This window comes from Candidatus Sororendozoicomonas aggregata, from assembly GCF_031528575.1.
In the GTDB taxonomy this organism is placed as follows: Bacteria; Pseudomonadota; Gammaproteobacteria; order Pseudomonadales; family Endozoicomonadaceae; genus Endonucleibacter; species Endonucleibacter aggregata.
Map to the genome: position 1 here is coordinate 1 of NZ_JAVLSP010000004.1, position 26,471 is coordinate 26,471.

The following is a 26,471-nucleotide window of genomic DNA, read 5'->3' on the forward strand; positions in this document are numbered from 1 at the left end:
AATTACCGCCCCCATCAGAACCGCCACTGTCTACCCCACCGGAATTATCTGAACCAGTATCATCAGGCTCGGAATCTAATGGGGTCGAGTTATCAGGCTCCTTTTTATTATCTTTAGGTATAGCCACCGCTCCAGCGGCAGCGCCCGCCACAGCAGCGGCCATAGATATGTATTTATTGCTCAATAAATAATAATAAAATGCTTCCAGCCCCGCGAGAGAGAACACCGGGTAGGGTCCGTCAAAATAATAAGAGGAGGAGGACTGACCTGAAAAGTCAGACAGTGGCTGTGATTTTGCCAGACATAAAGCCGCTTTTTCTTCAGGGGCTTCTGACCTTTCACACATCTGCCTCTGATTTACTGTTAATCCATACTTGGATACTGTTGTTGAGGAAGCCTGGCCAGGGGCTGTATAACAGGCAATGATGGCAGCGATGGTACATGCCAGCCGGGATGGATGATTGTTATTATCACAAGACTTGTTGTTTTTAAAATGCATAATAAAGCAGCAGCACAAATAACAAGGGATTACCTATCCATCGGCTGCTACAGTTATAGCTTCATACAGCCCTTAACATGGGCGACAGATTTCTGGCTGAACATTGAATAGGAGCCTGTCCGAGAATAGACTGCGCTATTGCCCTACTGCGGTTGCGATAAATTGGTCTAAAAATTCCTGCTTTTTCATCAAATAGCCCCGCTACTCTCCTCAGAAGCAGAAATTTTTATCCTCAATTTCTCGCAATCCTCGCTACGGGCGCTGTTCTCGGGCAGGCTCCTAGCATCGAAAAGAACGACACACCATCATTATTAGCTGCCATAATCGCTGAGTTCAATCAGGCAGATCATTATTCACTGCCACTACTGAACACTTATCCTCTCCAGGCAAGGAGCAATACCTTGCTCGGCATAACGACAAATATCCTCTTCAGTCAGGCCAAGTTTTTCGACGGTTCGCCCGCTGGCAAACAGGTCAATTCCCGTTAATTCACACGCTTTATTAGCGATCTTTGTTGTGAGTGGTTGTGGAATATCCAGAATTCTTGCAATATCCAACTGAGGTACCATCTTGGCAGGCACTTCTTCGAGAATAAATCGATGTTGAAAGGTTTTTGGGGCTAGAATATCTTCGGAATAAGCATTGTGATTCTGCAACATTTTATAAAGCTCATCCATAGGCAGGTTGTACACTGAATGTAACCACTGCCTGGTTGTTTGTGTGGATATCCCCAACTTTTCGGCCACGGCTATCCTTTCTTTTTCCAGCATTTCTATATAACTGCCAATCGCCGGTGTAATTCCTTCGGTATAGAAGTTAAAGTTTTCTTTTCGTTTTATGCGCTCAGCATTAAGGATAACACCGGCAGTATGAACGGCGGCATTTACATGTCTGATGCCATTAACTAGCGGGTCATCAACCAGCTGGAATTGTGGATACAGGTTATGGATAACATCAAGAAACCCTTGTGCCTGATCCAACGGCAGTACGGAAAAACAAATGATTTTTTTAATGGATTTAATCAGGCTTTTGCTTATTTCAGGCGATCTACAGACATATATGCAGTTATCTGCTTCTGCAACAGTAATTTTTGGGCAATACCCCGTACCTCTGAGCGTTGCCTGAAATAACAAAGCGCCTCCTAAGCCAGCAGAGTTCAATAGCACCTTTTGTCCATCTTCAAGATAGGGAGCCATTTTTATAGCAATACTTTCATACCCATCAGCGGTAATCATAATTGAAATGATGTCAGCACCTTTAATGGCTTCTTCAAGATTACTGGTGATGGCACTTAACTGAACAGTACCGTTGATGACTCCCCCCATGGTGATACTGCCTATTTTCTTTAATGCTTGAAGTTTTTCCAGGGATCGGTTCCATAGGGTCACTTTATGACCTTTAAGCGTCAGGTGACCGGCAGTGGCCAAACCACCCTGGCCCGCTCCAATTACCGTTATATTCATGGATAATACTCCTGAATGACTGCTTTTGAGGAATAAGCAAAGAGCTATTCAAGGAGCCTGTCGGACTTAAGACAATTTCGGCCTAAAATTCAGAAAGTGCGAGAAAATACGAGAAAGTGCGAGAAAGCGCGAGAAAGTGCGAGAAAGTGCGGCCAGAATTTCCGATCAATTGGCTTAAATAGGTCAACTGTTCGCGCAAATTGATCGAAAATTCTGACTCGCCCTACTGAATTTTATGCTCGAAAGCATAAGTTCGACAGGCTCCAAGGCAATTATGGGTTTACGATGGAGTAATGTAATTAGTGGTAAGCACTAACCCGGATATTTCATAAACATGCTCCTGGCCTTGCTTGCTCCTTGCGGCTCTAAGGGAGTTTATGAAATATCCGGGCTAAAAAGGCGACAACTAAAGCAGATGGGTTATACGGTAAAGCTGAGCGCGGCGGTGCGTTGCCACGCTTCGCAATAATAGACTTTAGTCGTATTTACTGTTCTCTTATATCAACTATATCAACAGTCTCCGTTAATAAATACAGATCTTACGCCCCATGGAGGTAGCAAGGAGCCTGTCAGACACTAAACATCGGGTTTAGCTGTTTGGATCCGTTGCAGGCTTCGACCCGATAACCACACGAGTAGACCTGCCACAAACATCAACCAGGTCAGTATCAGAAAATCATCAGCAAAGGCCATAATGGATGCCTGCTTATGGATTTCCATGGAAAAAAGTGTCAGGACATTTTGATGATCAAGATGGGGAACGCCGACATAAGCCTGATAGATTTTGTCGGTGGTATCAGGGAGCGCTTCCCGTATGCGAGCATCGTGCAAACGGGTACGGCTGCTCAATACCGTTGCCATCACGGCCATGCCAATGGCCCCACCGAGGTTCCTGACAATATTGAAGAGGCTTGATGCATCTGCCGCATACCTGGCTGGTATGCCTGTGGTCGTTGATAGCATTAATGGCGTCATTGCCAAAGGCAAACCAATGGCACGAATCAGTTGTATAAAATGAAACTGCGGGCCAGCAAAATCAGGACTTAAGCGCGTCGACAGCCAGAAGCTATAAGCAAAAATAACTATACCTGTCAAGGATACCTGTGAACTACCAAAACGTTCTACCAGTTTGGGAACCATAGGTACAATCAAAAATTGTGGCAGTCCCATCCACATAATAACTAAACCAATTTGCATCGATGAGTAATCATGGATTTTCGCCAAATAGACAGGAAATAAATACACGGCTGAATACAGACAAAAACCGACCACCATATTTGCCAGGGAACCCAAAGCAAACCGGGGGCTGGCAAAAAGTCGAAGATTAATCAATGGCTGCTGGCAAGTGAGTTCACGTATCAAAAACGCCATTAAAGCAACACCAGAAAGTAGTGACATGAAGGCAATATAAGAAGACTCAAACCAGTCTTTCAGGCTCCCTTCTTCAAGCACAACCTGCAAACTGCCAAGACCGATAGCCATGGTTATAATTCCGAACCAGTCACCTTGCTTTAACAACGACAGGTTCATGGTCTGACGGGGCAATCCCTGGTACAGGAGGTAAAACATCACCCCTCCAGGGATCAGGTTAATAAAAAAAATCATTTGCCAGCTCCAGGTTTCCGTCAGCCAACCACCAAGGGCAGGCCCGAAGGACGGAGCGCAAACAGCAGACAGGGCAAACAAAGCCATGCCTGTTGACCACTCTTTTTCAGGAAGCAGTATCATAATGAGAGTAAGCGACAGTGGTATTAATGCGCCACCAAACAATCCCTGAAAACAACGGAACACAATCATGGAGGGTAGGCTCCAAGAAAAACCACACAGAACGGAAAAAACCAGAAACAAGGCCACCGAAGCTAACATGTACCGACGAATACTGAAAACCCGTGATAACCAGCCTGTCATTGGGATAATGACGACTTCCGCGACCAGATAGGCCGTAGAAATCCATGAGCTCTCCTCCGTGCTCGCTGACAGTGCGCCCTGAATGTCCCGCAATGAGGCATTAGTGATCTGAATATCCAGTACCGCCATAAATGCGGCAATCACACCACCAATAACAGCCAGCCATGACGCTGGACTCACCGGCTGGGTGTCAGCCGCCGCCATGGCGCGTCTCATCGGGGAGTAGCGGCAACATTATTATCTCCGGTAGTCAGCAGGGATAAATCCATTGGCTTGTCTTGTGTATTGATGGTGACTGTGACAGACATACCCGGGCGCAACTTACCTGCCAGAGCCTGATGGTCTGGAATGATGATTTTTACAGGAATACGTTGAACAATCTTAGTGAAATTACCCGTCGCATTCTGGGGAGGTAACACGCTGAATTCAGCACCGCTGCCTGGCGACAGGCTTTGCACATAACCGGTCAATGGCTGGCCGGAAAAGCTGTCCACAACAATGGCTACTGGCTGGCCGGGTTTGATATGGCTGATCTGGGTTTCCTTGAAGTTTGCGACAACCCAGACATTATTCATGTTCATCAGGGTAAACAGGGGGGTACCTGCCCCGACAAACTCACCATTTTGTACAAGCCGCTGGGCAATAACACCATCGCCTGGCGCACGAATAACGACCTTATCTCTGTCTGCCTGGGCTTTTTCCAGTGAAGCTTCTTTCGCGTTTGATGTGGCTATGGCCTGTTGCAGTCGTGCTTGTAATACGCGCTTTTGTTTGTGCTGTCTATCAAGCTCAGCCTGGGCCTGGCTTAGTTTAGCTCGAGCCGCTGCCTTTGCCACACGCGCGGACTCCAGATCACGCTTGGCACTATAACCGGCACCAGACAAACGCTGATAACGACTGACATCATCCATTCTTTGCTTTAACGATACCTGGTTTGCCGCAATGACCGCTCTGGCTTCTTGAATCACTGAGTCCTGCAATACCAGTTGCGCACGCACACGCATCATCTCAGCCTGGGCAGCAGCCGTTTGCGACCGGGCCAACTTCAGGTTGGCAGTATATTCATCAGGATCAATCCGTGCCAGCTCATCTCCTTTAATAACGTGTTGGTTATCCTTGATCCAGCCAGCATCGATAAAGCCTGGCAACTTTGAGCTAATCATCGTTTTATCAGCATGAATGTAGGCATTATCTGTTGATTCAATATACTGGCCTTCAGATAACCACCAGTATCCTCCTCCCCCCATGGTTAACAGGATGAGTAGGCTTGCGATAATGATTGTTGTTGATAATTGCCTGAACATAACTACCTGGAAACAAGCAACCAGATATTGTGCAAAAGTATAACTACTTTTGAATAATATCTGGTTTTTCTTATGGGATAAAAAAGCCAGGGCAATACAGATCGCCCATTTAAGCCAGTATTATACTTATTGTACCGGACTAAAATTGAAAACACTGTTGCTTGACGACATCTTATTGCATCTGGGAGTCTGTCCGAGAACAGCGCCCGTAGCGAGGATTGCGAGAAATTGAGGATAAAAATTTCTGCTTCTGAGGAGAATAACGGGCTATTTGATGAAGAAGCAGGAACTTTTAGACCAATTTATCGCAACCGCAGTAGGGTAGTCTATTCTCGATCAGGCTCCTAGCCACGAAAAACTGGCCGCCATTAGCCAGCCCTTCAAAAACCTGAAAAAAACTGGCCTATACTCATCCTTTTCACATGATGGATGAGGTTATAATGAAAAGATTTGCAGCACTCCTGCTGTTGTTGCTGTCTGCCTTCTGTAGTGCTGGTGAAAAAAGCCAGCGGGCAACGGCTGAAAAACTCCTGAGGGTTAATGGCACTGAGCAGATACTGAAAAAAACCCATGAAAAAATTGAGCAGATCATTGCCAACCAGTTAATCCAGCTTCAGGTACCACCAGAAAAAAAAGCGGTGATTGACCAGTTTACCCGCCGTATCCGGGAAGTACTGGCTGCTGAAGTTAACTGGTCCACCCTCACTCCCCCTATTATTGATGCTTATATTAATACCTACAGTGAAAAAACCATGAAGGAAGCCACCCGTTTTTTTGCCTCCAAGGCAGGCCAGGAGATTCTCAAACATCAGCCACAAATGCGGGAAACAACGATAAAGGCCGTTCAGCATGTCACCGAACAATTTATGCCCAGGCTGAAACAGCTCCAGCAAGAGATGCTGATAACAATCGATGCGCAGGATGCCCAATACAGTGCTGCGAGATAAGGGGGTATCTAACGCCTGGAGCTGTCCATAATCTTCTGTGAAAAGCCCGAAACAGGCTGTTTTTATTGGTTTGAACTCACAAAAGACCGCGAACAGCTACCCAGGTCTTCAATAGCTTCTTAGCCTTACTAACCCGGATATTTCATAAACATGCTCCTGGCCTTGCTTGCTCCTTGCGACTCTAAGGGCAGTTTATGAAATATCCGGGCTAAGAGCCTGTCGGGCTTAAGCTTTCGAGCATGAAATTCAGTAGAGCGAGTCAGATTTTTCGATGGATTTGTGGGAATAGTTGACCTATTTAAGCAAATTCACCGGAAAATATGGCCGCTCTTTTTGGATTTCAGGCCAAAATTGCCTTAAGTCCGACAAGCTCCTAGGAGCCTGACCGAGAATAGCGCCCTTAGCAAGGATTGCGAGAAATTGAGGATAAAAATTTCTGCTTCTGAGGATAATAGTGGGGCTATTTGACGAAGAAGCAGGAATTTTTAGACCCATTTATCGCAACCGCAGTAGGGTAGTCTATTCTCGGACAGGCTCCTAGCCCTTGTATAACTTGGGGTTTAAACAGTCACGCAACCAGTCACCGAGCAGGTTAAGTACCAGTACAAGCACCACCAACACAATGCCGGGAATAACGGTTATCCACCAGCTGCCAGAGAAAATATACTCAAAACCACTGGCAATCAAAGCGCCAAGGGATGGCTGGGTGACTGGCATTCCTAAACCAAGGAATGACAAGGCCGCTTCGCTGATAATGGCATTGGCAATCTGAACCGTTGAAATAACCAACACGGGTGACAGACTGTTTGGCAAGATATGCCGGAACATAATGCGCCCTGCACCAAAACCCATGACCTGAGCGGCCTCTACATACTCTTTCCTTTTTTCCGCAAGTACCGAGGCACGCACCGTCCGGGCATACTGTGGCCATTCAGCAATACCAATCACCAGAATTAACATCAGCATGGCTAGCTGACTGTATAGCTCCGAACCAAAGGCCGCCTTAAATACTGCCAGGACAATAATGGCTACCATCATCGTGGAAAATGATAACTGGATATCCGCTAAGCGCATCAAAAAGCTATCGAGTCTGCCGCCAAAATAGCCTGCGGCCAGGCCAAGGCTAATGCCTAATAACGCCTGCAATAAGACAGCAAGGACACCGATGGTCAGTGAAAGGCGCATACCGTACAAAATGGTACTGAAAAGGTCTCTTCCCTGAGCATCCGTCCCCAACAGGAAACGTGAGTCGCCCCCTTCCATCCATACCGGGGGCAGCTCAGAGTCCATAATATCAATGGTTGAAATATCATAGGGGTTCGTTGGCGCGATAACGGGAGCCAGCAGCGCACCCAGAGCAAACACGACAAAAACCACTGCGGAGACTATGGCCACTTTATCCCGGGTAAAACTGTAACCTATATCTGACTGGCGAAATCGCTGCCAGAGGCCCATGGGTGATAATGGGGCGTCATTCATGTTGCGCTCCCTGCAATGCGTACCGTGGGGTTAATCAGCCCGTATAACAGATCGACCAGCGTATTCACCACCACAAAAATAGCGCCCACTACTATCAGGTAGGCCACAATCAGAGGGGTATCAACACGGTTTACTGCCTCAAGAAATAAAAAGCCCATACCCGGCCACTGAAACACTGTTTCCGTCAAGATGGTGTAGGCGACCATCGTTCCAATTTGTACGCCACCCACCGTGATCACAGGTAACAAGGTGTTTTTAAAGGCATGGACAAAGTAAACCCGGTGTTTTTTCAGGCCTTTTGCATGGGCAAATTTTACATACTCAGTATGCAGGGCTTCAGTCATTTCAGAGCGAATCAGACGAATGAATAACGGCAGCATAATGCCGGCCAGAGACACTGCTGGCAAAATCAAATGCAGCAGGCCATCTTTGGTAAACAGTCCACTCTCCCAAAGACCTAACACAGATACCAACTCCCCCCTGCCGAAAGAAGGCAACCAGCCCAGCTCAATGGAGAAAAAATAAATACTGAAAATAGCCGTGAGAAACACCGGTACCGAGATACCCAGAATGCTAAAACCCAGCAGACATTTGGTGACGATACTGCGCGGTTTTATGGCACAGTAAACACCTGCGGGAACAGAGATCAGTAAAATCAGCAAACTGGCAGCAAAAACCAGCTCAAGGGTTGCTGGCAGTTTTTCCAGAATAACGGATAATGCAGGCGCTTTAAAAAAGTACGATTGCCCAAAATCCCCCTGAACAGCTTGTGTAATAAACCGCACGTACTGGGTTAAAAAGGGGTCGTTCAGCCCCATTTCATCACGCAGTGCCTCCCGCTCCTGCTCAGACACTGATTGTCCTACCAGTTCCCGTAACGGATCCCCGAGATTATCTTGAATAGAAAAACTGATGAGACTGATCACAAACATAACCAGCAGCCCCTGAAGCAGCCGCCGGGATAAAAATAACAGCATAGAACACCTTTCTTCGGCTGCAGGTCGGCGCAAAGGCATTCATAGACAATGCCTTTGCTCTGCCTGAATATTGCCCTTGGTTTTTAGTTTTTAGTTTTCATTACCGCATCGCCGAGATAAGGCATATTCATAATATTCACCACGTCTTTTGCCGCAAATGCCTTACTGGCTCCCCAGGCAAGATTCTCCCAGTGCAATGGAATAATCGCTGCGTCATCATGCAGAATACGTTCTACATCCTGTAATAGCCGGGCACGTTTAGCAGAATTTGTTTCCTTACCGGCTGCTTTGACAAGATTATCTACTTCCGGGTTACAGTAGCCACCTGAGTTATATTGTCCCCAACCGGTCTTTTTATCAGCGCAGGCTGTCAGGTACTCGGTAAAGTTAGCGGAGTCTTCGGTGTCTGAGTGCCAGCCAATCATCATGATATCCGCAGAGCGGGCATCAAACTCCGGCCAGTACTGTGCCTTAGGAATGGTTCGCAGATCCACTTTGATATCTATCTTTGCCAGCATGGCAGCCACAGCCTGGGCAATTTTGGCATCATTGATATAACGGTTATTCGGTGCCAGCATGGTGACGCTAAAGCCTTTCTCGTAGCCTGCTTCTTTCATCAGGGCTTTGGCTTTTTTCAGGTCATAACGGGGTTTCAGCGCTTCCACATGACCTACGTAACCTTTAGGGCTTTGCTGACCGGCGGGAGTAGCGAAGCCTTTCATGATTTTTTCTACGATGCCAGCATTATTGATAGCATAGTCCACTGCCTGACGAACGCGTTTATCTTTAAATGCTGCCACACGATTCTGATTTAACTGAAGGTGGATCAGGCGCGTTCCCCCCAGTGTTACAAGATCGGCTTGAGCAGAGCGATCAATAAGGACATGATCGTTTGGCGGGACAGGATAAATAAAATCCACATCACCAGAGAGCAGCGCGGCAACACGTGTCGGCCCTTCTTTAATGGGGGTCAGTACTATGTTGGTGACATTACCAGGTGACTGTTTATCCCAGTAGTTGGGAAAACGTTTAAATTCCACGCGAACCCCTTGCTGGCGCTCTGTGACGATATAGGGGCCAGTGCCAGATGCGGAACGCGAGGCAAACGTTTCACCGTGTTTTTTCAACAAGCCTTTATCCTGACCTTTATCATCAAGCCCGGAATAGAATTTGCTGTCCATGGGGAAAATATAGGCGGCTGAATTCAAAACCAGCGGAAAGGCCGTTTTTGTGATCAGATCAAACCGGTAATTGTCAATGACCTTAAGATCAACAAAAGATTCAAAGATGGCTTTAAAATCAGGGCTGTTCATCAAACGGTCAAACGTCCATTTGACATCGGCTGTGGTCAACGGGTTGCCGGAGTGAAAGGTGACGCCCTTACGCAGGGTGAAACGCATGGTTTTATCATTTATCTGCTCCCATGATTCGGCCAGGCGCGGCTTGAATTGTAAGTCAGCACCCCATCGAACCAAGGGGTCAAACACTAAATGGGACATCTGAAGCGTGCCTGAAGACAGTTGCTCGTGGGGGTCCAGAGAAACAGGATCAGAATCGTAGGCAATGTTAAGTGTTACCGGGTTGTTAAGTGTTGACGCATTATTAAGTGTTGACGCATTCGCACTCACGGCGGCGGATAAAAGAACAGTCATGGCCGCGATAGCTTTGCCTGCCTGTTTTATTGTTCGAATCATTTCGGGTTACTCCTGTTTTTTTTGTAAAGAATTGTGCTGTTAGATAGTAACAGTCAGTGCTAATGGATAGGCTTCCCCCCTCCCGCATCCTCCCGGTTAATCTGGTCAATCCTGGGCATCAAGTTAATCAGCTCACGGGTGTATGGCTTGCCAGGGTTATTAAATAGCCCTTCGGTTTCGCCAATTTCTACCAGCGCACCGTGTTTCATTACTCCCACACGATCGCACATCTGGCGAATCACAGGAAGATCATGGCTGATGAACAATAATGTTAAGCCTAACTCATCCTGCAAATCCTTGAGCAGATTTAAAATCTGTGCCTGAACCGATACATCCAGCGCGGAAGTAGGCTCATCACAAATTAACAATCGGGGGCGTGTGGCAAGGGCACGGGCAATGGAAATACGCTGGCGCTGCCCTCCTGAGAATTCATGGGGAAATTTCACCCCCGCACTTTTTCCAATCCCCACGTGATCAAGCAGGTCATTCACAATACCGGTGATTTGTTGGTCAGAACCTGCCAGACGGTGAAAGCGTATTGGTTCAGCGATAATGTCCCTGATTCTCATTCGGGCATTCATACTGGTATAGGGGTTTTGAAAGACCATTTGAATCTGTCGGCGAAAAGGCTGGCGCTGTTTTGACGTTAAACGGCTGACATCAGTACCACCGTATAACACCTGGCCACTGTCAGGCGCGTGCAAGCCGGCAATGATTCGGGCAATGGTGGATTTACCCGAGCCAGACTCACCCACCAGACCAAATGTTTCCCCTTTATAAATACAAAAGGAAACATTATCTGACGCTTTGACATAACGCCGGTTTTTCTTAAAAAATGCCGATCGTGTTTCAAAGTGTAAATTAATACCCTCTACACGCAATAACGCTTCACCGGTTTTTTCCTCGTGGTCGGTTTCTTTTTCACCCAGCCAATGGCTTTTAATATCTATGGAGTGGCTTTGTGCCTTTTCGATATAGTCGACGTTGGGAAAACGATACAATTTACGGTCTGCCCTTGGCACGGCTCTAATCAGGCTTTTTGTATAATCATGGCGCGGTTCGCGCAGAACCTGGGTTGTTGAACCCAGCTCTACCAGTTCACCTTTGTACATGACTGCGACCCTGTCAGTCACATTGGCAATCACGCCCATATCATGAGTCACCAACAGGCAACCCACTTCACGTTCTTTGCACAAGGCGCGAATTAATTCAAGAATTTGGTTCTGGATAGAAACATCCAGCGCGGTGGTTGGCTCATCAGCAATAATTAATTCCGGGTCACAGGATAAGGCGATCGCAATAACTACACGCTGGCGCATTCCCCCTGAAAACTGATGCGGGTATTGTTTCAGACGCATCTGTGGCTGCGGTATTCCCACCGCTTTTAATAATGCCAATGCTTTTTTTACAGCCGTTGGTACGTCTAATTGCAGGTTCGTGCAAATGGTTTCCACCAGCTGTGTTTCAATGGTGAGCAATGGGTTTAATGAGGTCATCGGATCCTGGAAAATAAAGCCAACCCGTTTGCCACGCACGGCGCGCATAGCTTCAGGATTAAGCCCATGGATTGGCTCATCATTCAAATAAACGCGACCCGCGCTCACTCTGCCAGGTGGGCTAAGTAAATCAACCACCCCATTGCCGACGGTGGATTTGCCAGCACCTGACTCGCCCACCAACCCCAAGATTTCACCTTTTTCAATAGTAAATGACAATCCCCTTACAGCAACAGTATTCCCATTGCGGGATGGGAATTCAATCTGTAGGTCTTCTACTGTCAATAGCGGCATAGCTACCCCGTGACCGATCGTTATTTTGTGAATAGATGGTTCACATAATGAAAAGTCACTATACATTCAGTGATAAAAAATAAAAAGCGATCGTTATCATTGAGAGTTAAATTAAAAAGTGAGATTCTCCGAAAAAAGCTCACCAAAGATCGCGTAAACAAGCGTATTTTTTTAGCCTAAGCGGTTGAGCCCCACGGCAAGACACAGGGGATGGGTTATTTAATGGTTATCAGGTAATGCCCGTATCAGCTGCCCCGCGTACAATCTAGCCTCTCACCCACAAAAAGGCAAGCTGGCTACATACCGGTGGTACTTTAATACGGATGCTGCCTGTATGGGCCTCTGTGTCAGATACAGCCCGGCTATTCAGCCGTTACGGTCATCAGTAATAACGCTCTCGCCGCGTTCACCAACCTCAGTAAGACACACTTTTCGCCTGAGGGTAAACTGGACAGGCTTCTAGGAGCCTGTCCGAGAATAGACTACCCTACTGCGGTTGCGATAAATGGGTCTAAAAATTCCTGCTTCTTCGTCAAATAGCCCCACTATTATCCTCAGAAGCAGAAATTTTTATCCTCAATTTCTCGTAATCCTCGCTACGGGCGCTATTCTCGGACAGGCTCCTAGTGAAACAGTTCCCTAACACGCTCCATTGTCTGCTCAATCGTATTGGCGCAAACCGGGGCGACAAAAATGGTGTCGTCACCTGCTACACAGCCAAGAATACCTTCACTGCGGCCAACTGAGTCCAGTAGACGGGCTATCATTTGAGCCGCGCCCGGACTTGTACGAATAATAATTAATGCATGGTTATGAGCAATCTCTTCTACCAGATCCTTGACCACAATATTGGCGTCCATTTTCCCTAACTTTGGCGGCAGGCAATACACCAGTTCACCAAAAGCATTTCGGGTTCTGACAGCGCCGTAGCGACTTAGCAGGCGAGATACCTTTGACTGGCTCACATTGTCAAAACCCATGGCCTGCAACTGATTGGCAATCTGTCCCTGGGAGCCACACCGCTCTTCTTTCAGTATCTTTTTAAAGGCATTGATCAGCGCATCGTGTTTTGGATGGGTCATGGGTGTCTTTACCGAGTGAATAATTATGCACAGAATACTCCCTTTACCCATTTATCTGTATGAAAATAGGCAAATAGGCAAATAGGCAAATAGCTGTCATTGCCGACTAAAAAAAAGCACAGTTTACAGGAGTAAACTGTGCTTGCTGACCTTTTTACACCGGTGGAGGATCCAGTGTAAAAAGGTTAACCCGTTTCTTTGAGATCAGTCTTTCTTTCTGATGTCATGTTTTGAATACTTTGCCTTATACCAGCAGGCCCCTTGCAGGGTGCTCAAGGTAATCTGAAAACCAGCCCTTTACTTTTTTAGGGGTATCTTTAGCCCAGTCTTCAGGCGCGATACCACGGTGTAAGTCACGTCGCCCAGGTTGAGGGGTTTTCCTCACACCCTTTGCCTTTGTTCTTTTTTTAGCCGAGTTAACGGGCTTTCGTGTTTTTTTCATTACAACCCGCTTCTTTTTTCCAGGTCTTTCAGGCGTTGCTTCAGATGCTTTATGGTCATGGTCCTGGCTTGGTGTTGTTATAGCACTCAGGCTACCTAACAGCTTTAGCATGGGAGTAGCGATACCAGAGACCATCGCGCGCTTGTTTCCTGACTCCCCAGTGCCTGGCAGCACTGCGTTTCCGGCTTTGAAAAGCGCAGCTTCAAGGTTGCTGAAATCTTCCGTTTCAATATAATCAGCAAGGCCGTTGACCAGCTCTGATGCCATGGGGGCAACAGCCACCAATACAGTGCTTAATAAAGGATTGCCTGCAAGTAAGGACATTCCCAACGCGCCGAGAAACACGGCAGAAACCGGTGCTACAGCACGAAGAGCCAGAGGAACGGCGCTCTTAAGTACATCGCCACCTGGAATGCCACCTGGAATCTCAGGCTCTGAACGGGCTTTTTCAGTCGTGCGCTGACGGAAAACGCTGGCAGACTCAACACCTGCTGATACCTTAGTCGTAGATGCATGAACAGGGTGTAAAGTTGTTGAATACATAATTAAGTCCTCCATGACGCTTAAGTTATGATTCAGTGGCTATGCCACCTTCTTCTGTCTGAAAACCTTATATTGGTTTGCTTACATACTCAGACTCCGTTTCTTGCCATTGAGTTCCATCTTGTTAGTCAAACTGACAAAGTTTGTCAGGACAAGCTCATCAGGCATGGGCTGCTCCGGGAATAAAGGAAAGAAATAAGTACGATAGAACAATTATAAAAGGCTTAAGCGCAGAGAATCTGGCAATAGACAAAAAAATGGCCTTAAATGATGACTCTAAAAAGTGTATGTAAACGCAAGGCAGTGTCCTGGTCGCTGTTATGATTTTAACCTCATTGTGGATATCATAAGAGAAGCTGCCGTTATAGTCAGGACTTTTCGGGTTAAAAAAAGAGGCGCAGCTGGATAAGGGCTTCTGAAGGTAATGCTCAGGCAGAGCCCGGGAGACGGCTGATACCTTTCAAATAAGGAAGAAAGCTCTAGGCGCCTGACCGAGAATAGCGCCCGTAGCGAGGATTACGAGAAATTGAGGATAAAAATTTCTGCTTCTGAGGATAATAGTGGGGCTATTTGACGAAGAAGCAGGAATTTTCAGACCAATTTATCGCAACCGCAGTAGGGTAGTCTATTCTCGGACAGGCTCCTAGCGACGGGCACTTGCAAACGGGGGTATTCACATAAGACAACTGCGTTTGAGAGCCGAACGCATTGGGCCATGCCTTGTTATTTGCTCAATAAACCCAACATACCTTTTAGTTCGATAAGCCCTCAATGCCGCCCCTCAGCTCTGGAGCATTCATTTTGTCTGGCAAGGATATCCAAAACATTGCATTGAATCACCTTCGTGCACTAACCATTCTCTATCAGGAAGGAAGCGTGAAAGCGGCCGCAGAGCGCTTGCGCATCACGCCTCCGGCTGTTAGTTATTCGTTGAGGTTGCTAAGAGAAGCTTTGGGTGACCCATTATTTGTTCGGACTAACAACGGGTTAATACCCACTGTTCGCGTCCATGCCATTATGGATGAGTTGCCGGGCATTGTTAATCAATTAGATAACCTGCTCCAGCGTTCTTTGCACTTTTGCCCAACAGGGGCAGGTGGGAGATTGCATATCGCGGTACCTCAGGCGTTGGGTGGCTGGCTGATACCCCACTTGTATCACCGAGTGGCACAAGAGGCGCCAAAGCTAACCTTCCATTCTGAATTATGGAGCAAAACCACACTCAAACAACTCGAGAGGGAAGAGCTGGACATAGGTATTCACATTATTGACCAGCACCCCAAATCCCTGGTCCAGCGCACATTGGCACAAGCCTCCATGGTTATCATCTGCCGACAGGAGCACCCTCTGACAACGGCAAAACAAGTGACATTTGATCTTTTAGCAGCACAACCTGTGCTGATCCATGAGTCTTCCAACTACAGTGGTTATGTGACAGTAGTGGAAACCCTTTTCAAGCAGCAGGGATACAAGCCCAAAGTCAAGGCATGCATCGGCCAGCTGAATGCTGCTTTTCGGTTGATAGAAACCTCCGACATGATTATGTTTGGCAGCAGGGAATTTTTGCCAGAAATCAGTGGTTCTTTAACCATGATTGATACTCCTGGTGAGTTTTCTGATTTATTGAAAGTCAGGGCTTATTTCCACAGTCGCCAACGTCAAAACCCTTTTTATCACTGGTTACTGGATATCATTCGGGAAGAAATTGACCGGCATAAACAGGTCTCCGCAACCCATTTACCTGGCACTTCCATTGGGCATATTCAACAGGTTCAATCACCACAATCTTCCTGAGTGTATTACAGGTCACCTTTGAACGATGAAAATAACAGTTTGCCAGAATGTCCCTGATGCAAAACCGACAGTAGCCGAATTTTTTATAGTGGCGTTGCCCCTGATGCCCTATCGTTGAATATCCGGCAAACCGTCCATAACAACCCTGATGCAGGTGAATGTCAATGAAAAAGATACTGGTAACTGGTGGCACCGGGTTTATTGGCTCAACACTGATTGAGTCACTGCTGCAAACAGAGGTGGCTATCACGGTATTAAGTCGCCAAAACGCACAAGCTGTCCAGAAGCGATGGGCACGCCCTGTCAATGTGGTTTCATCGTTATCGGTTATCCCGGCATCTGACGTTTTTGATGGCATTGTTAATCTGGCCGGTGAAGGGATTATGGACGGGCGCTGGACACTGTCACGTAAGCAGGCTCTGATGGACAGCCGTATTGCTCTGACTCAGTCGTTAGTTTGCTGGATGGAAACCCGGACAACACTGCCGAAAGTACTCATCAGCGGCTCAGCCATTGGCTATTATGGCTCGCGGCCTCTGGAAAAACAGTTGACTGAAAATGACGCCCCAGGTACAGATTTTGCCGCACAGTTGTGTGCTGACTGGGAACAAGAAGCCCGCCTGGCTGAAAAACTGGGCGTGAGAACATGCATTGTGCGCACAGGCATCGTTCTTCATCCCAAAGGTGGCGCTCTGAAAAAAATGTTGCCCCCTTTTCGTCTGGGACTGGGGGGAGTGATAGGTTCAGGTCAGCAAATAATGTCCTGGATACACCTTGACGACATGGTACGTTTGTTAATTTTTTTATTGGAGCATCCGCAGTGCCAGGGCGTCTTCAATGCCGTTGCCCCTCAGCCTGTGAGTAACGAAAGCTTTACCAGGGCACTGGGAAATGCATTAAAACGACCCACCATCCTGACTATGCCTGCCAAGTTATTACAGTTACTGTTAGGTGAATCCTCTGTCCTGGTCACAGGGGGACAGTACGTTGTCCCTGAAAAAATCGTACAGGCAGGGTTTGGCTTTGGGCATCAGGATTTGCAGCACGTTTTTTCCCGGTGGTTTAGCCCGGATATTTCATAAACATGCTCCTGGCCTTGCTTGCTCCTTGCGGCTCTAAGGGCAGTTTATGAAATATCTGGGTTAGTTAAGTATTGATTCTCTGTAGGGGTCACTGTCAGGCAAATCAGACAGTGATACCGAGAGGCTCCTAGTGGAACCAGACGCTTCCACCCTTTAAGACATACTGCTGGGCAGTGTAAACCGCATACTGGCCTGGGGAAAAGTTATGGACTCTACCACCAAGCTTTACTCCAACAAGCAGTGTCGTCACTCTAAAAAATTTGCCTGGGCTGTAAATCGACACTACCCGCGGTAAAAAGCTGATGGGCCGGTGGGTTGAGAAGCAGCGAGTTCTACTCAGTCGCTTAAAGTAACTTTTTTGACCACTGAACGCTGAAGCGTTCAATGGTCAGACATTGCGCAGGCAATAAAAAAGCCTCTCAAATTGAGAGGCTTTTTTATTTGGCTGGGGTAGGAGGATTCGAACCTCCGCATGTCAGGATCAAAACCTGATGCCTTACCGCTTGGCGATACCCCAGTAAAAACCTTAAAACCACGTGCTAAAACACTTGAAATGGTAGCTAGGGGCAGATTTGAACTGCCGACCCCAGCATTATGAGTGCTGTGCTCTAACCAACTGAGCTACCTAGCCCTTATTTAAGGAAACAGGAGCTTACGATAATAGGAGCAGCTTTTCAAGTGTCCCTAAGGTGTCTCTTTGGACGGTATGTTCTGCAAGAGATAAAGCGTATTCAACTGATTTCGGTTCGTATAATGCCGGAAAAAAGCGCCAGTCGGCAGTAGTTGTTTATACCTATTAATTCTATCCGTTTCCGAAGGAGTACTCCCGCCGAGCCAGGCGGGAGGTAAATTTCGTCTAACATTCCGCTAATATTCTTTCCGTCGTTGAAGACCTACCCTCAGGCAGAGGGGAAGTAAAGTCTGTGGAGTTAATGTAAGTCCCTCGTGGCTGTAACGTGGAAGCAGAAACCCGCGTAAACTCGCAAGAAAGTAACGCCCCAGTAATGGGAATCCTCCAGCGACCTAGCTGGAGGAGGATGTCAAAGCTTTCTTTTCAGACACGTTTAATAAGAAAAAAATCGTTACAAATAATTTAATTTGTGTTTATTTTTTTGATGGATTACCCACAGAACGAATGTAGATAGGCTTGTTTTTGGGACAACTTGATTCAAATCCGGGATTACTTAATGGTTTACTTGTATTTTTATCCCAGATTGTTATAACTTGTGAAAAATAATATTTATCATCAGTGCTGTCATAGTCACAAATAAGCTCTACTCTATCCACTCCACCAAAAAAATTAGCTAGTTGAGTATAGGACAATGATTTACCAATATAAGATTGAAACCCTATTGGCGTACCGAGTGTAAGCATGGCTGCCTGAATACTTTTTTGGAAAAACTGTTGCTGTGTTAAACCACTACAAGTCCCATGTTTAGCCCATTCATGCTGAGCTAATTGCTCAGCATCAAAAGGCACAAGCGATTGATAATGCTGCCATGTTTCCTGAGTTAGTTTGTTTTTATCAAAAGCGTCACCACCTGGACTATCTAAACAATAAGTAGGATAAGTTGCTGGTATTCTATAATATTGTGGCCATAAACCATGCAGTCCTATATGTGTTTGTGTATATTTGCCGGATAACTGACTACAGTTATATTCATTAATTGTCGTACAATACTCTGGCCACCAGGTTAATGCTAACAAATACACTGGAAAATAACCTGAAGGCAGGTTAGTCACGGTAATATCATCAGCTGTTGCCACACGATGCATTAAAAGCATCCATAAAATAAAAAGCGTTTTTCTATAAAGTGATGTCATTTATATAACCTTTTACAACCTCAGGTTAGACATTAAGTTTTGAGCCTTGGTGAATCCCCTGAGAGAAGTTACCCTGATCAACATGATACATTGTCAGGAATAAACGCCCGGAACCAACCAGAGTATCGGGCTGCCACTGTGGCTTTTGCGATTTCCTTCAAATGCAACTCTATACACACACCAGGAACCTGTCGGACTTAAGGCAATTTCGGCCTGAAATCCAGAAAGAGCAGCCATATTTTCCGGTGAAATTGCTTAAATAGGTCAACTATTCGCACAAATCCATCGAAAAATCTGACTCGCTCTACTGAGTTTCATGCTCGAAAGCTTAAGCCCGACAGGCTCCTAGGAGCCTGTCCGAGAATAGACTACCCTACTGCGGTTGCGATAAATTGGTCTAAAAATTCCTGGTTCTTCGTCAAATAGCCCCACTATTATCCTCAGAAGCAGAAATTTTTATCCTCAATTTCTCGTAATCCTCGCTACGGGCGCTATTCTCGGTCAGGCTCCTAGCCATGAGTTTTATCCTCATTTTAAAAAAATACTAGCATTTAATCAGGTCTACCCTTTGTGAAGGGATACGCTGCACCAGGGCATTACCGTCCAGGAGAAAGATGTCGGGATTCTGTGACATCATGAAAGAAAAGGGCGTGTTTTTGGCAAATCACGGTATAATCCCCAGTAAATAACACCGCTATAGTTGTGAATAACAATGACGAAAGTAGTCTGTGCTCTGCTTGTGCTGCTGTTAACAGGTTGTAGCAGCCAGCCACAAAAACCAGTGGAACCGGTGCAGGGCGTGCCGCCTGCCGAGGACAGTTTTCCGAGTGCTTCCATGAAAGGCCGTGCCCTGTATATGTTGTGTACAGGTGGTTATGAGTTCCCGGTCAATGTACAAAAGGACGAAGCCTGGATTTTTTTACCTGAAGGCGCCAAGCGGCTGGTACGCAAAGAAACAGCCGATGGTGCCGCTATATTCTCTAATGGTGAGTATAGCCTGTGGGGAAAAGGCAATAACGGAATGTTTCAAGTGAATGATAAACGCCCGGAGCAATGCCGTAACCAGCCTGAAAAAGCTGTCTGGGTTGAGGCTAAGTTACGGGGGGCTGATTTTCGGGCAGCGGGTAATAAGCCCGGCTGGACGTTGGAATTGAGCCTTCAGGGGAATACCGTGTTTGTGGGCGATCACGGCAAAACCCGTGCCCTGTTCAAAACCACCAAGCCTGTCACAGATGCCAGTAAGCGCACTTCCACCTATCGCCTCAACAATGGTCATCAGCAAATAACAGTGCAAATTGAGGGTAAAGCCTGTAATGACACCATCAGTGGTGAACCTTTTGATACTTCAGTGACGGTTCATTATGGTGGTCAAACCTATAAAGGGTGTGGCAGAGCGCTGTAGTTTTGCAATACCGACGCCCTTGGCTGACAGAGGAAAAAACACAACAATCGCATAACCGCTGACGCTCTCCCGTTATTTCAGGTGTGAGCGTTACGGGTATATCAACCAGCAAGTCGTTTCAAAGGCAAGTAGCGGGATGTGCCCTGACAGAAACATCCCACGCCCCGTTCTTCAGCCCTTATCCACCACCTCGGAAACCATAGCTTGCGCTTCTGACTGGATTTGCTCCAGGTGTTGTTCACCGTCGAAGCTTTCCGCGTAGATCTTATACGCTGGCTCAGTCCCTGAAGGTCTGGCAGCAAACCAGCCTTTTTCAGTGGTCACCTTGAGTCCGCCAATGGCTTCATTATTCCATGGCGCATGGGTGAGCGTAGTCATAACAGGGTCACCCGCGAGAGTGTCAGCCTTAAGTTGTTCCGGGGTTAGCTGGCTTAATCGGTTTTTCTGTACATCAGTGGCAGGGGCTTCTATACGTTGATAGACAGGTGCGCCATAACGGGTAGCGAGGTTCTTATAGTGCTCTCCAGGGTCTTTGCCGGTGACCGCGGTGATTTCAGCCGCTAATAGCGCCATGATAAAACCGTCTTTATCGGTACACCAGGTCGAGCCATCTTTGCGCAGAAAGGCTGCGCCGGCGCTTTCCTCTCCGCCAAAAGCCATGGTATTGGTTGCCAGCCCTTCCACAAACCATTTAAAACCAACAGGAACTTCGGCTACCTGTTTCTGAAGCCCCACAGCGACACGGTCAATCATGCTGCTTGAGACGATGGTTTTGCCTACTTTTGCCTGTGCTGGCCAGTCACGGCGGTGGTGGAACAAATAGTCAATGGCAACCGCCAGGTAATGGTTAGGGTTTAGTAAGCCGTACTCGCGTGTCACAATGCCGTGGCGATCAAAATCGGGATCATTGCCAACGGCAATATCGAATGTATCTTTTAATTGAATCAATCCGGCCATAGCGCAGGCAGAGGAGCAATCCATTCGGATTTTGCCGTCTTTGTCCAGGTGCATAAATGAGAAGGTAGGATCTATTTTTTTACTGACAACCTCAATGTTCAACCCATAGTATTCAGCAATAGGTTCCCAATAATACAACCCGGCCCCCCCTAGTGGATCAACACCTATTTTTAAGCGGGCATCCCTGATGGCTTTCATGTCCACCACCTCATCAAGGTCTTGAATATACGATGGCATAAAATCCTGCTCAGTGACGAAACCAGATGTTATTGCTTTGGTAAAATTTATGCGCCTGACTGATGTTAAACTTTCCCTGATCAGCGTATTAGCGCGTTGTTCGATCCAGCGTGTCACGGTTGTTTCTGCAGGCCCACCATGGGGTGGGTTGTACTTGAACCCGCCATCAGACGGCGGATTATGCGAAGGCGTGATAACAACACCATCCGCATGGCGGGTGTTTTTACGATTGAAGGACACAACCGCGTGGGAGATAACCGGCGTTGGCGTATAGCCTCGACCCGTTTGAATCACTGTTTCCATATGATTAGCCGCAAAGACTTCAACAGCACTGGTCATCGCGGGTTCAGACAGCGCATGCGTATCAATACCTAAAAAGATGGGACCTGTGATACCTTGCTGAACCCGGTAATCACAAATTGCCTGGCTGATAGCCAGTATATGCGCCTCGTTAAAGGTACACAGCGACGAACTCCCACGGTGTCCTGACGTGCCAAAGGCAACCTTGTGAAGTGGGTTATCAGTGTCGGGCTGGTTTATGTAGTAGTCACTGACTAAACGAGGAATATTGACCAGAACATCTCTGGTGGCAGGTTGACCAGCAAGGGGATGCATAATCTATCCATCTTATGAGAAAATAGCATTCATAATAATGGCTGGCAGAGCACAAGCAACTCCTTATTGTCACTTTGCTTTTGTTATATTAGTAGCACACAAGGTCAAAACAGGCGCTGGGGTGATCTCATCGGGTACTGATTTTCGCGTATAAGGGCTATTCAACGGCTGAATGCAGGTTTAAAAAGCGTCCAGGCAAACCCAAGCTGGAAATTTTGTCTATCGCTTTCGCATAGTTAGCGCTCAATGTCTATAGGTACCTTACTGTTTTTCATAACACCGTCTAATTCATGATCCATTACCTCACAATTAGCGCTTTATTTTTCTGTGGCATTTAACAAGCGTCCCCGATGGAGGAAATGATTTAATGGCAACCGGCAGCGTATAATTCCTTAAATTTACAGAATACTATTTTGGTATAGTGATGAATCGGGGTGACTATGAAATAAGATTCCGCTATCATAAGGTTACAGGCGGTCTTGTTCAGTAGTGAATTACCCTGCCTTGATTTACCCAGCATATTTTATTAAAGACTGGTCGGTATAGAATGAATATTTTTGAAGAAGCGATTGATATTCTCAAGTCTAAAGTACAGATGCGTAAACTGTTTCAGGATATGCACGTAGAAGACTTACAGCGCGTGGTTAGCCGTATTGAGAGCATTTATGATGAGAAGCTGCAGCTTCAGCATGAACAACAACAACAACAAAGCCGAAAGCGTGAAGCCGTTGAAGCTGTTGTTAATCAAATGAAAGAACTGGGCCTTTCGCTGGAAGACTTAGGTGCGATCAGTGTTGGCACGTCGACTCGCAAGCATAAGCCTCGTGAGCGCTTTGTTTTCTCCTACGAAACAAAAGACGGCAATTCTGTTAATTGGGAAGGTGTGACTACTGGCAGGATTCCTGCTGAGTTTTCTGAGTTCCTGCAGCGCACTGGCAAAGATCGTAAAGACTGCATTGTCTCAGAGCTGGGAAGAACAGAAACATAAACATTCAATAGAAAATAAGTAAGCGTGGGTCGAAATGACTGCTGAGTTGGTGCATTTTTGAGCAAACTGCCAATAAAAAAGACGTTCATTTTCTTTGGTATTTCTTGGAAGTGCCCTAGAGTCCGCTTTGATCAAAATTTATACATCCGGTAAAGCTATCAGCCTTTTAGCAGGGCTAAAATGCGTCAATCTGACTAAAATTTTTTATCTTTTTACCCTGCAAAGCCGGGTTAATTTCACCTTGATACAAAGAGCGCTGTAAAGTCGCTCTTTGTAAATAATATTTTTAAATTAGCTATGGGGCTTTAGCCATTCTTTTATCATTGCAGCCAGTTGTTTTTCATCGACATAACCGACTACCACTTTATCAGGGAAAACCAGTGCGGGGGTACCTCGAATACCTAACAGAGTAGCCAGCTGTATGTTTTTATTCAATTGTTTGTCAAAACTGTTTGTATTACCTTTTTTAAGTGTATTCACATCAAAGCCTTCTGATTTTAAAGCGGCTGAAATGGACTGGCTGTCATGTTTCCCCGGTTTGGAGGTGAGTTTTTTATGGACTAAAGCATACTTTTTCGGGTCTTTTTCGTGCACAGCTAATGCCATTTCAGACGCTTCCCACGAGCTTTCCCCCAAAATGGGTAAATCTTTGTAGACGACCCGTACCTGAGGGAATGCTTTCAGCGTTTTTTCAATCTCAACCTCCTGGCGTTTACAGACGGTACAATTAAAATCGAAAAAGTAAGCAATGGTTAATGCTGGTTTTTCAGCGCCAAGGTATGGATCTTGCCGGTCATAGAAAAGGGTTGCTTTATTAGCATCCAAAACAGCTTGCACCCTCCCCTGTTGCTCCTGCTGCTTTTGCTTTTGCAGTTCGTTAATAGCTTCTACGATAATGTCAGGATGTTTGATCAGGGTTTCTCGAACCAAAGAACGAACCTCGCTTTGCTGAGAAGGGGTCAGGGAATCAGCTTGAGTTACCAGGGACAGGCTGCACATGCAAAACATTATTAGCAGTTTTTTCATAGGTGAATATTCCTTTTTATTGACTGGAAGCTTGTTGCAAAGCGGTCATCACCTTGTCACTACAAAGAAGTTCCGGCAGTGGAATCCCCTGAGGGGCACCGGGGCCGTATACAATATTAAAAGGAACACCATAGCGGTCATGACTGTTCAGAAACTCGTTGATGGTATCAGATGGTCTTGTCCAGTCACCTTGCATTAGCACCACAGTGTTTTGTTGCAGGGCATCGAAAACAGGCGCGCGATCCAGTACGCGAATTTTGTTGGCCTTGCAGGTCAAACACCAATCAGCGGTGATATCCACAAAAACGACTTTCCCTTCAGCAACGGCTGCTTGAATCATAGACATAGAAAGTGGTTGCCAGGGAAGGGCGGGTTTGTTGTTTTCACTTGGCTGCAAGATGCCTGTAGACCAACTGAAAACCAGAGCAATGACCAGAGACAGAACCGACGAGGCTATGAACAATATACTTTTTTTGCCGCGCTGTAAAACCTGTTTTAATAGCAAAAAGGTAAACAGAACCGTTGGAATGCAGAAAGCCATTAATAACCAGGGTGCCCAAAGGTAGGTTTGCAGCAAGTTAATGAGCCATAAGCTGGTGCCGGTCAACATGAGAGCCAGTAGGATTTTTAAATGGCGCATCCACCGGCCAGGTTTGGGCAGAAAGCGCACCAGGGCGGGACTCAGTGCAACCAGAAGATAAGGTGTTGCCAGCCCGAGACCTAATGCCGTAAAAATAATGATAAGGTTTAATGCGGTCGTCGACAGTGCATAGGCAACAGCGGTACCGAGAAAAGGCGCTGAGCACGGTGTTGCCAGTAATGTGGCAAACGCGCCCTGGATAAAATGCCCTCTGCAACTGTCATCGCCAGCAGTCGCTATTTTCGTGGAAAACCCGGAAGAAAGCCTGATTTCAAACAATCCCATTAAATTGGCCGCAAAGCCTGTGGTGATTAAGGCCATAAAACCAATAAACCAGGGGTTCTGAAATTGAATACCCCAGCCAATCTGGGTTCCTGTTAATTTAAGAAGCAACAGTACCCCGGCCAGTAACCAGAATGAAAACAGAATGCCTGCCGCTGAGCTTAAAAACTGTTGGCGCACTCGCTGGCGGGGTTGCCTCGAAGCCTCAACCAGTGTGGTTAGCTTGAGGCCCAGTACAGGCAATACACAAGGCATCAGGTTGAGAATCAGGCCGCCAAGCAAGGCAAAGACAAGAATGGAAAGCAGGGACTGACTATTTAGCGATGAGGAGGACGGTTGCACCTTGATAGTTTTCTCAAGGGCATCATCACCATTTTTAATGGTCACGGTAACAGATGTGTTGGCCAGATTGGCTTCCCTGAGCCAATTGCTGGCTTTTACTGTTGCCGTTAATTGTGCCCCACGCCAGTGAAGGTTAGGTAAACCAAACGAAATATCAGTATTATCTGACTCCACTATGACATCTGCGTTGTTCTGAGCCTGGGTAGTTTCCGCAATAATACGCAAGGTGCTACTACTTTTGTCCCAAAATGCCTGTACATCATGAATCCCTGAGACTATAGGGTGTGTGGCGATGTTTTTATCACTTCTGGGGGTTGCTGACACGCCCTTATTGATCAGAAACGCAGCATCACTGTCAGGCTGAAGCATCGAAGGGGTAAACGTCAGGTTAAGACTATAGTCCGATAAAATACAGACTGTGGTGCAGGAAGGAAGCTCCAGCCTGCCGACGACAGTGACTGGTTTGTCTAACCGGTGAACCCTGATCAACAGTGGAAAAACAACGGCGTTTTGATACCCCAGTGTATGGAAGCCCAACAGCTCAAACCGTTTGGGCAGTGGCCAAAGCCAGTCAATGGTATTGATATTATCAGAAGGTTGCCAGGTGATTTTCGGAGCCACCCCTCCTTCACCCGGTGAACGCCAGTAAGTCTTCCAGGAATCGGCAAGCTTTACTTCAAGACCGGCCATTACGGTTTTTGAGACAGGGTCGACCTCTCCACTGATAAGCAGTCTGACTTTTATATCAGGTTGCTGTGGGCTGATGACCCAAGGGCTGCTCAATCCCAAGCTGCTTTGGGAGAAAAGCAGAGTAACTAGCGGTAGTAGCATTAATACTCGACTGATCATAAGGCTAAAAGTACACTTTTTTGGGTTGTCGCCATCGACTTATAACAGTTATAGGTACGATACTCGAGGATCAGGACCTTGGAGCCTGTCGGCCTTATGCTTTCGAGCATAACATTCAGCAGGGCGAGTCAGAATTTTCGATCAATTTGTGCGAATAGTTGACCTATTTAAGCGAATTGATCGGAAATTCTGGCCGCACTTTCTCGCACTTTCTCACACTTTCTGGATTTTAGGCCGAAATTGTCTTAAGTCCGACAGGCTCCTTGGGCAGGCTGTTAGCAGAGGCCCATGTCCGGTTGTATAGC

The 26,471-nt window shown here is 46.7% G+C and carries 19 protein-coding genes and 2 tRNA genes; 5 read left to right on the top strand and 16 right to left on the bottom strand.

All coding sequences use genetic code 11. The features are described from left to right. The 4 genes from V4C51_RS01230 to V4C51_RS01245 all read right to left on the bottom strand — a co-directional run. Positions 1-499, bottom strand: a 499-nt coding sequence (locus V4C51_RS01230) for a hypothetical protein (RefSeq protein ID WP_330924301.1), incomplete at its 3' end; no start/stop codon positions are given. A 362-nt stretch (positions 500-861) separates the two neighbouring features. After that, positions 862-1,962, bottom strand: a complete 1,101-nt coding sequence (locus tag V4C51_RS01235; RefSeq protein ID WP_330924302.1) for an NAD/NADP-dependent octopine/nopaline dehydrogenase family protein — start codon at positions 1,960-1,962, stop codon at positions 862-864. A 576-nt stretch (positions 1,963-2,538) separates the two neighbouring features. After that, the gene (locus V4C51_RS01240) at positions 2,539-4,074 is read right to left on the bottom strand and encodes an MDR family MFS transporter (RefSeq protein ID WP_330924303.1); all 1,536 of its coding nucleotides are present in this window, start codon (positions 4,072-4,074) and stop codon (positions 2,539-2,541) included. 8 nt (positions 4,075-4,082) lie between these two features. Continuing rightward, a complete protein-coding gene (locus V4C51_RS01245; RefSeq protein WP_330924304.1) occupies positions 4,083-5,174 on the bottom strand; it encodes an HlyD family secretion protein in 1,092 nt (363 codons plus the stop codon). A gap of 440 nt (positions 5,175-5,614) precedes the next feature. On the opposite strand from V4C51_RS01245, the gene V4C51_RS01250 reads away from it, so the two are divergent. Next, on the top strand, positions 5,615-6,121 hold the full coding sequence (locus V4C51_RS01250) for a DUF2059 domain-containing protein (RefSeq protein ID WP_330924305.1): 507 nt from the start codon (positions 5,615-5,617) through the stop codon (positions 6,119-6,121). A gap of 537 nt (positions 6,122-6,658) precedes the next feature. Here V4C51_RS01250 and V4C51_RS01255 read toward each other — a convergent pair. The 6 genes from V4C51_RS01255 to V4C51_RS01280 form a co-directional block, all read right to left on the bottom strand. Continuing rightward, positions 6,659-7,600: an ABC transporter permease gene (locus V4C51_RS01255; protein WP_330924306.1), complete on the bottom strand. Its 942-nt coding sequence runs from the start codon at positions 7,598-7,600 to the stop codon at positions 6,659-6,661. Next, complete coding sequence (locus tag V4C51_RS01260; RefSeq protein ID WP_330924307.1) at positions 7,597-8,577, bottom strand: ABC transporter permease; 981 nt, start codon at positions 8,575-8,577, stop codon at positions 7,597-7,599. Before V4C51_RS01260 ends, V4C51_RS01255 begins: the two co-directional genes overlap by 4 nt. Positions 8,578-8,660: 83 nt before the next feature. Beyond that, the gene (locus tag V4C51_RS01265; RefSeq protein ID WP_330924308.1) at positions 8,661-10,271 is read right to left on the bottom strand and encodes an ABC transporter substrate-binding protein; all 1,611 of its coding nucleotides are present in this window, start codon (positions 10,269-10,271) and stop codon (positions 8,661-8,663) included. Between the two features lie 59 nt (positions 10,272-10,330). Then, on the bottom strand, positions 10,331-12,061 hold the full coding sequence (locus V4C51_RS01270) for an ABC transporter ATP-binding protein (protein ID WP_330924309.1): 1,731 nt from the start codon (positions 12,059-12,061) through the stop codon (positions 10,331-10,333). Positions 12,062-12,684: 623 nt separating this feature from the next. After that, positions 12,685-13,143 (bottom strand): transcriptional regulator ArgR, encoded by a 459-nt coding sequence (gene argR / locus V4C51_RS01275; RefSeq protein WP_330924310.1) that lies wholly within the window; start codon positions 13,141-13,143, stop codon positions 12,685-12,687. Between the two features lie 244 nt (positions 13,144-13,387). Next, a complete protein-coding gene (locus tag V4C51_RS01280) occupies positions 13,388-14,128 on the bottom strand; it encodes a hypothetical protein (RefSeq protein WP_330924311.1) in 741 nt (246 codons plus the stop codon). Between the two features lie 801 nt (positions 14,129-14,929). Between V4C51_RS01280 and V4C51_RS01285 the strand changes: the two genes are divergently transcribed. Both V4C51_RS01285 and V4C51_RS01290 read left to right on the top strand, forming a co-directional pair. Further along, a complete protein-coding gene (locus V4C51_RS01285) occupies positions 14,930-15,922 on the top strand; it encodes a LysR family transcriptional regulator (RefSeq protein ID WP_330924312.1) in 993 nt (330 codons plus the stop codon). A 164-nt stretch (positions 15,923-16,086) separates the two neighbouring features. Beyond that, positions 16,087-17,004: a TIGR01777 family oxidoreductase gene (locus V4C51_RS01290; RefSeq protein ID WP_330924313.1), complete on the top strand. Its 918-nt coding sequence runs from the start codon at positions 16,087-16,089 to the stop codon at positions 17,002-17,004. A gap of 442 nt (positions 17,005-17,446) precedes the next feature. Here V4C51_RS01290 and V4C51_RS01295 read toward each other — a convergent pair. The 3 genes from V4C51_RS01295 to V4C51_RS01305 form a co-directional block, all read right to left on the bottom strand. After that, positions 17,447-17,521, bottom strand: a tRNA-Gln gene (locus V4C51_RS01295). Between the two features lie 37 nt (positions 17,522-17,558). Beyond that, positions 17,559-17,635: transfer RNA gene (locus tag V4C51_RS01300), tRNA-Met, on the bottom strand. Positions 17,636-18,108: 473 nt separating this feature from the next. Then, positions 18,109-18,828: a ribonuclease T2 family protein gene (locus V4C51_RS01305; RefSeq protein ID WP_330924314.1), complete on the bottom strand. Its 720-nt coding sequence runs from the start codon at positions 18,826-18,828 to the stop codon at positions 18,109-18,111. 712 nt (positions 18,829-19,540) lie between these two features. Here V4C51_RS01305 and V4C51_RS01310 point away from each other — a divergent pair. Next, a complete protein-coding gene (locus tag V4C51_RS01310; RefSeq protein ID WP_330924315.1) occupies positions 19,541-20,230 on the top strand; it encodes a COG3650 family protein in 690 nt (229 codons plus the stop codon). A gap of 171 nt (positions 20,231-20,401) precedes the next feature. Here V4C51_RS01310 and pgm read toward each other — a convergent pair whose 3' ends face one another. Then, the gene (gene pgm / locus V4C51_RS01315) at positions 20,402-22,039 is read right to left on the bottom strand and encodes a phosphoglucomutase (alpha-D-glucose-1,6-bisphosphate-dependent) (protein ID WP_330924316.1); all 1,638 of its coding nucleotides are present in this window, start codon (positions 22,037-22,039) and stop codon (positions 20,402-20,404) included. A 547-nt stretch (positions 22,040-22,586) separates the two neighbouring features. Here pgm and V4C51_RS01320 point away from each other — a divergent pair. Further along, positions 22,587-23,027, top strand: a complete 441-nt coding sequence (locus V4C51_RS01320; protein ID WP_330924317.1) for an H-NS family histone-like protein — start codon at positions 22,587-22,589, stop codon at positions 23,025-23,027. 291 nt (positions 23,028-23,318) lie between these two features. On the opposite strand, the gene V4C51_RS01325 is transcribed toward V4C51_RS01320, so the two are convergent. Together V4C51_RS01325 and V4C51_RS01330 are read right to left on the bottom strand one after the other, a co-directional pair. Further along, positions 23,319-24,053 (bottom strand): DsbA family protein, encoded by a 735-nt coding sequence (locus V4C51_RS01325; RefSeq protein ID WP_330924318.1) that lies wholly within the window; start codon positions 24,051-24,053, stop codon positions 23,319-23,321. Positions 24,054-24,069: 16 nt separating this feature from the next. After that, a complete protein-coding gene (locus V4C51_RS01330; protein ID WP_330924319.1) occupies positions 24,070-26,166 on the bottom strand; it encodes a protein-disulfide reductase DsbD family protein in 2,097 nt (698 codons plus the stop codon). Between the last annotated feature and the right edge of the window lie 305 nt (positions 26,167-26,471).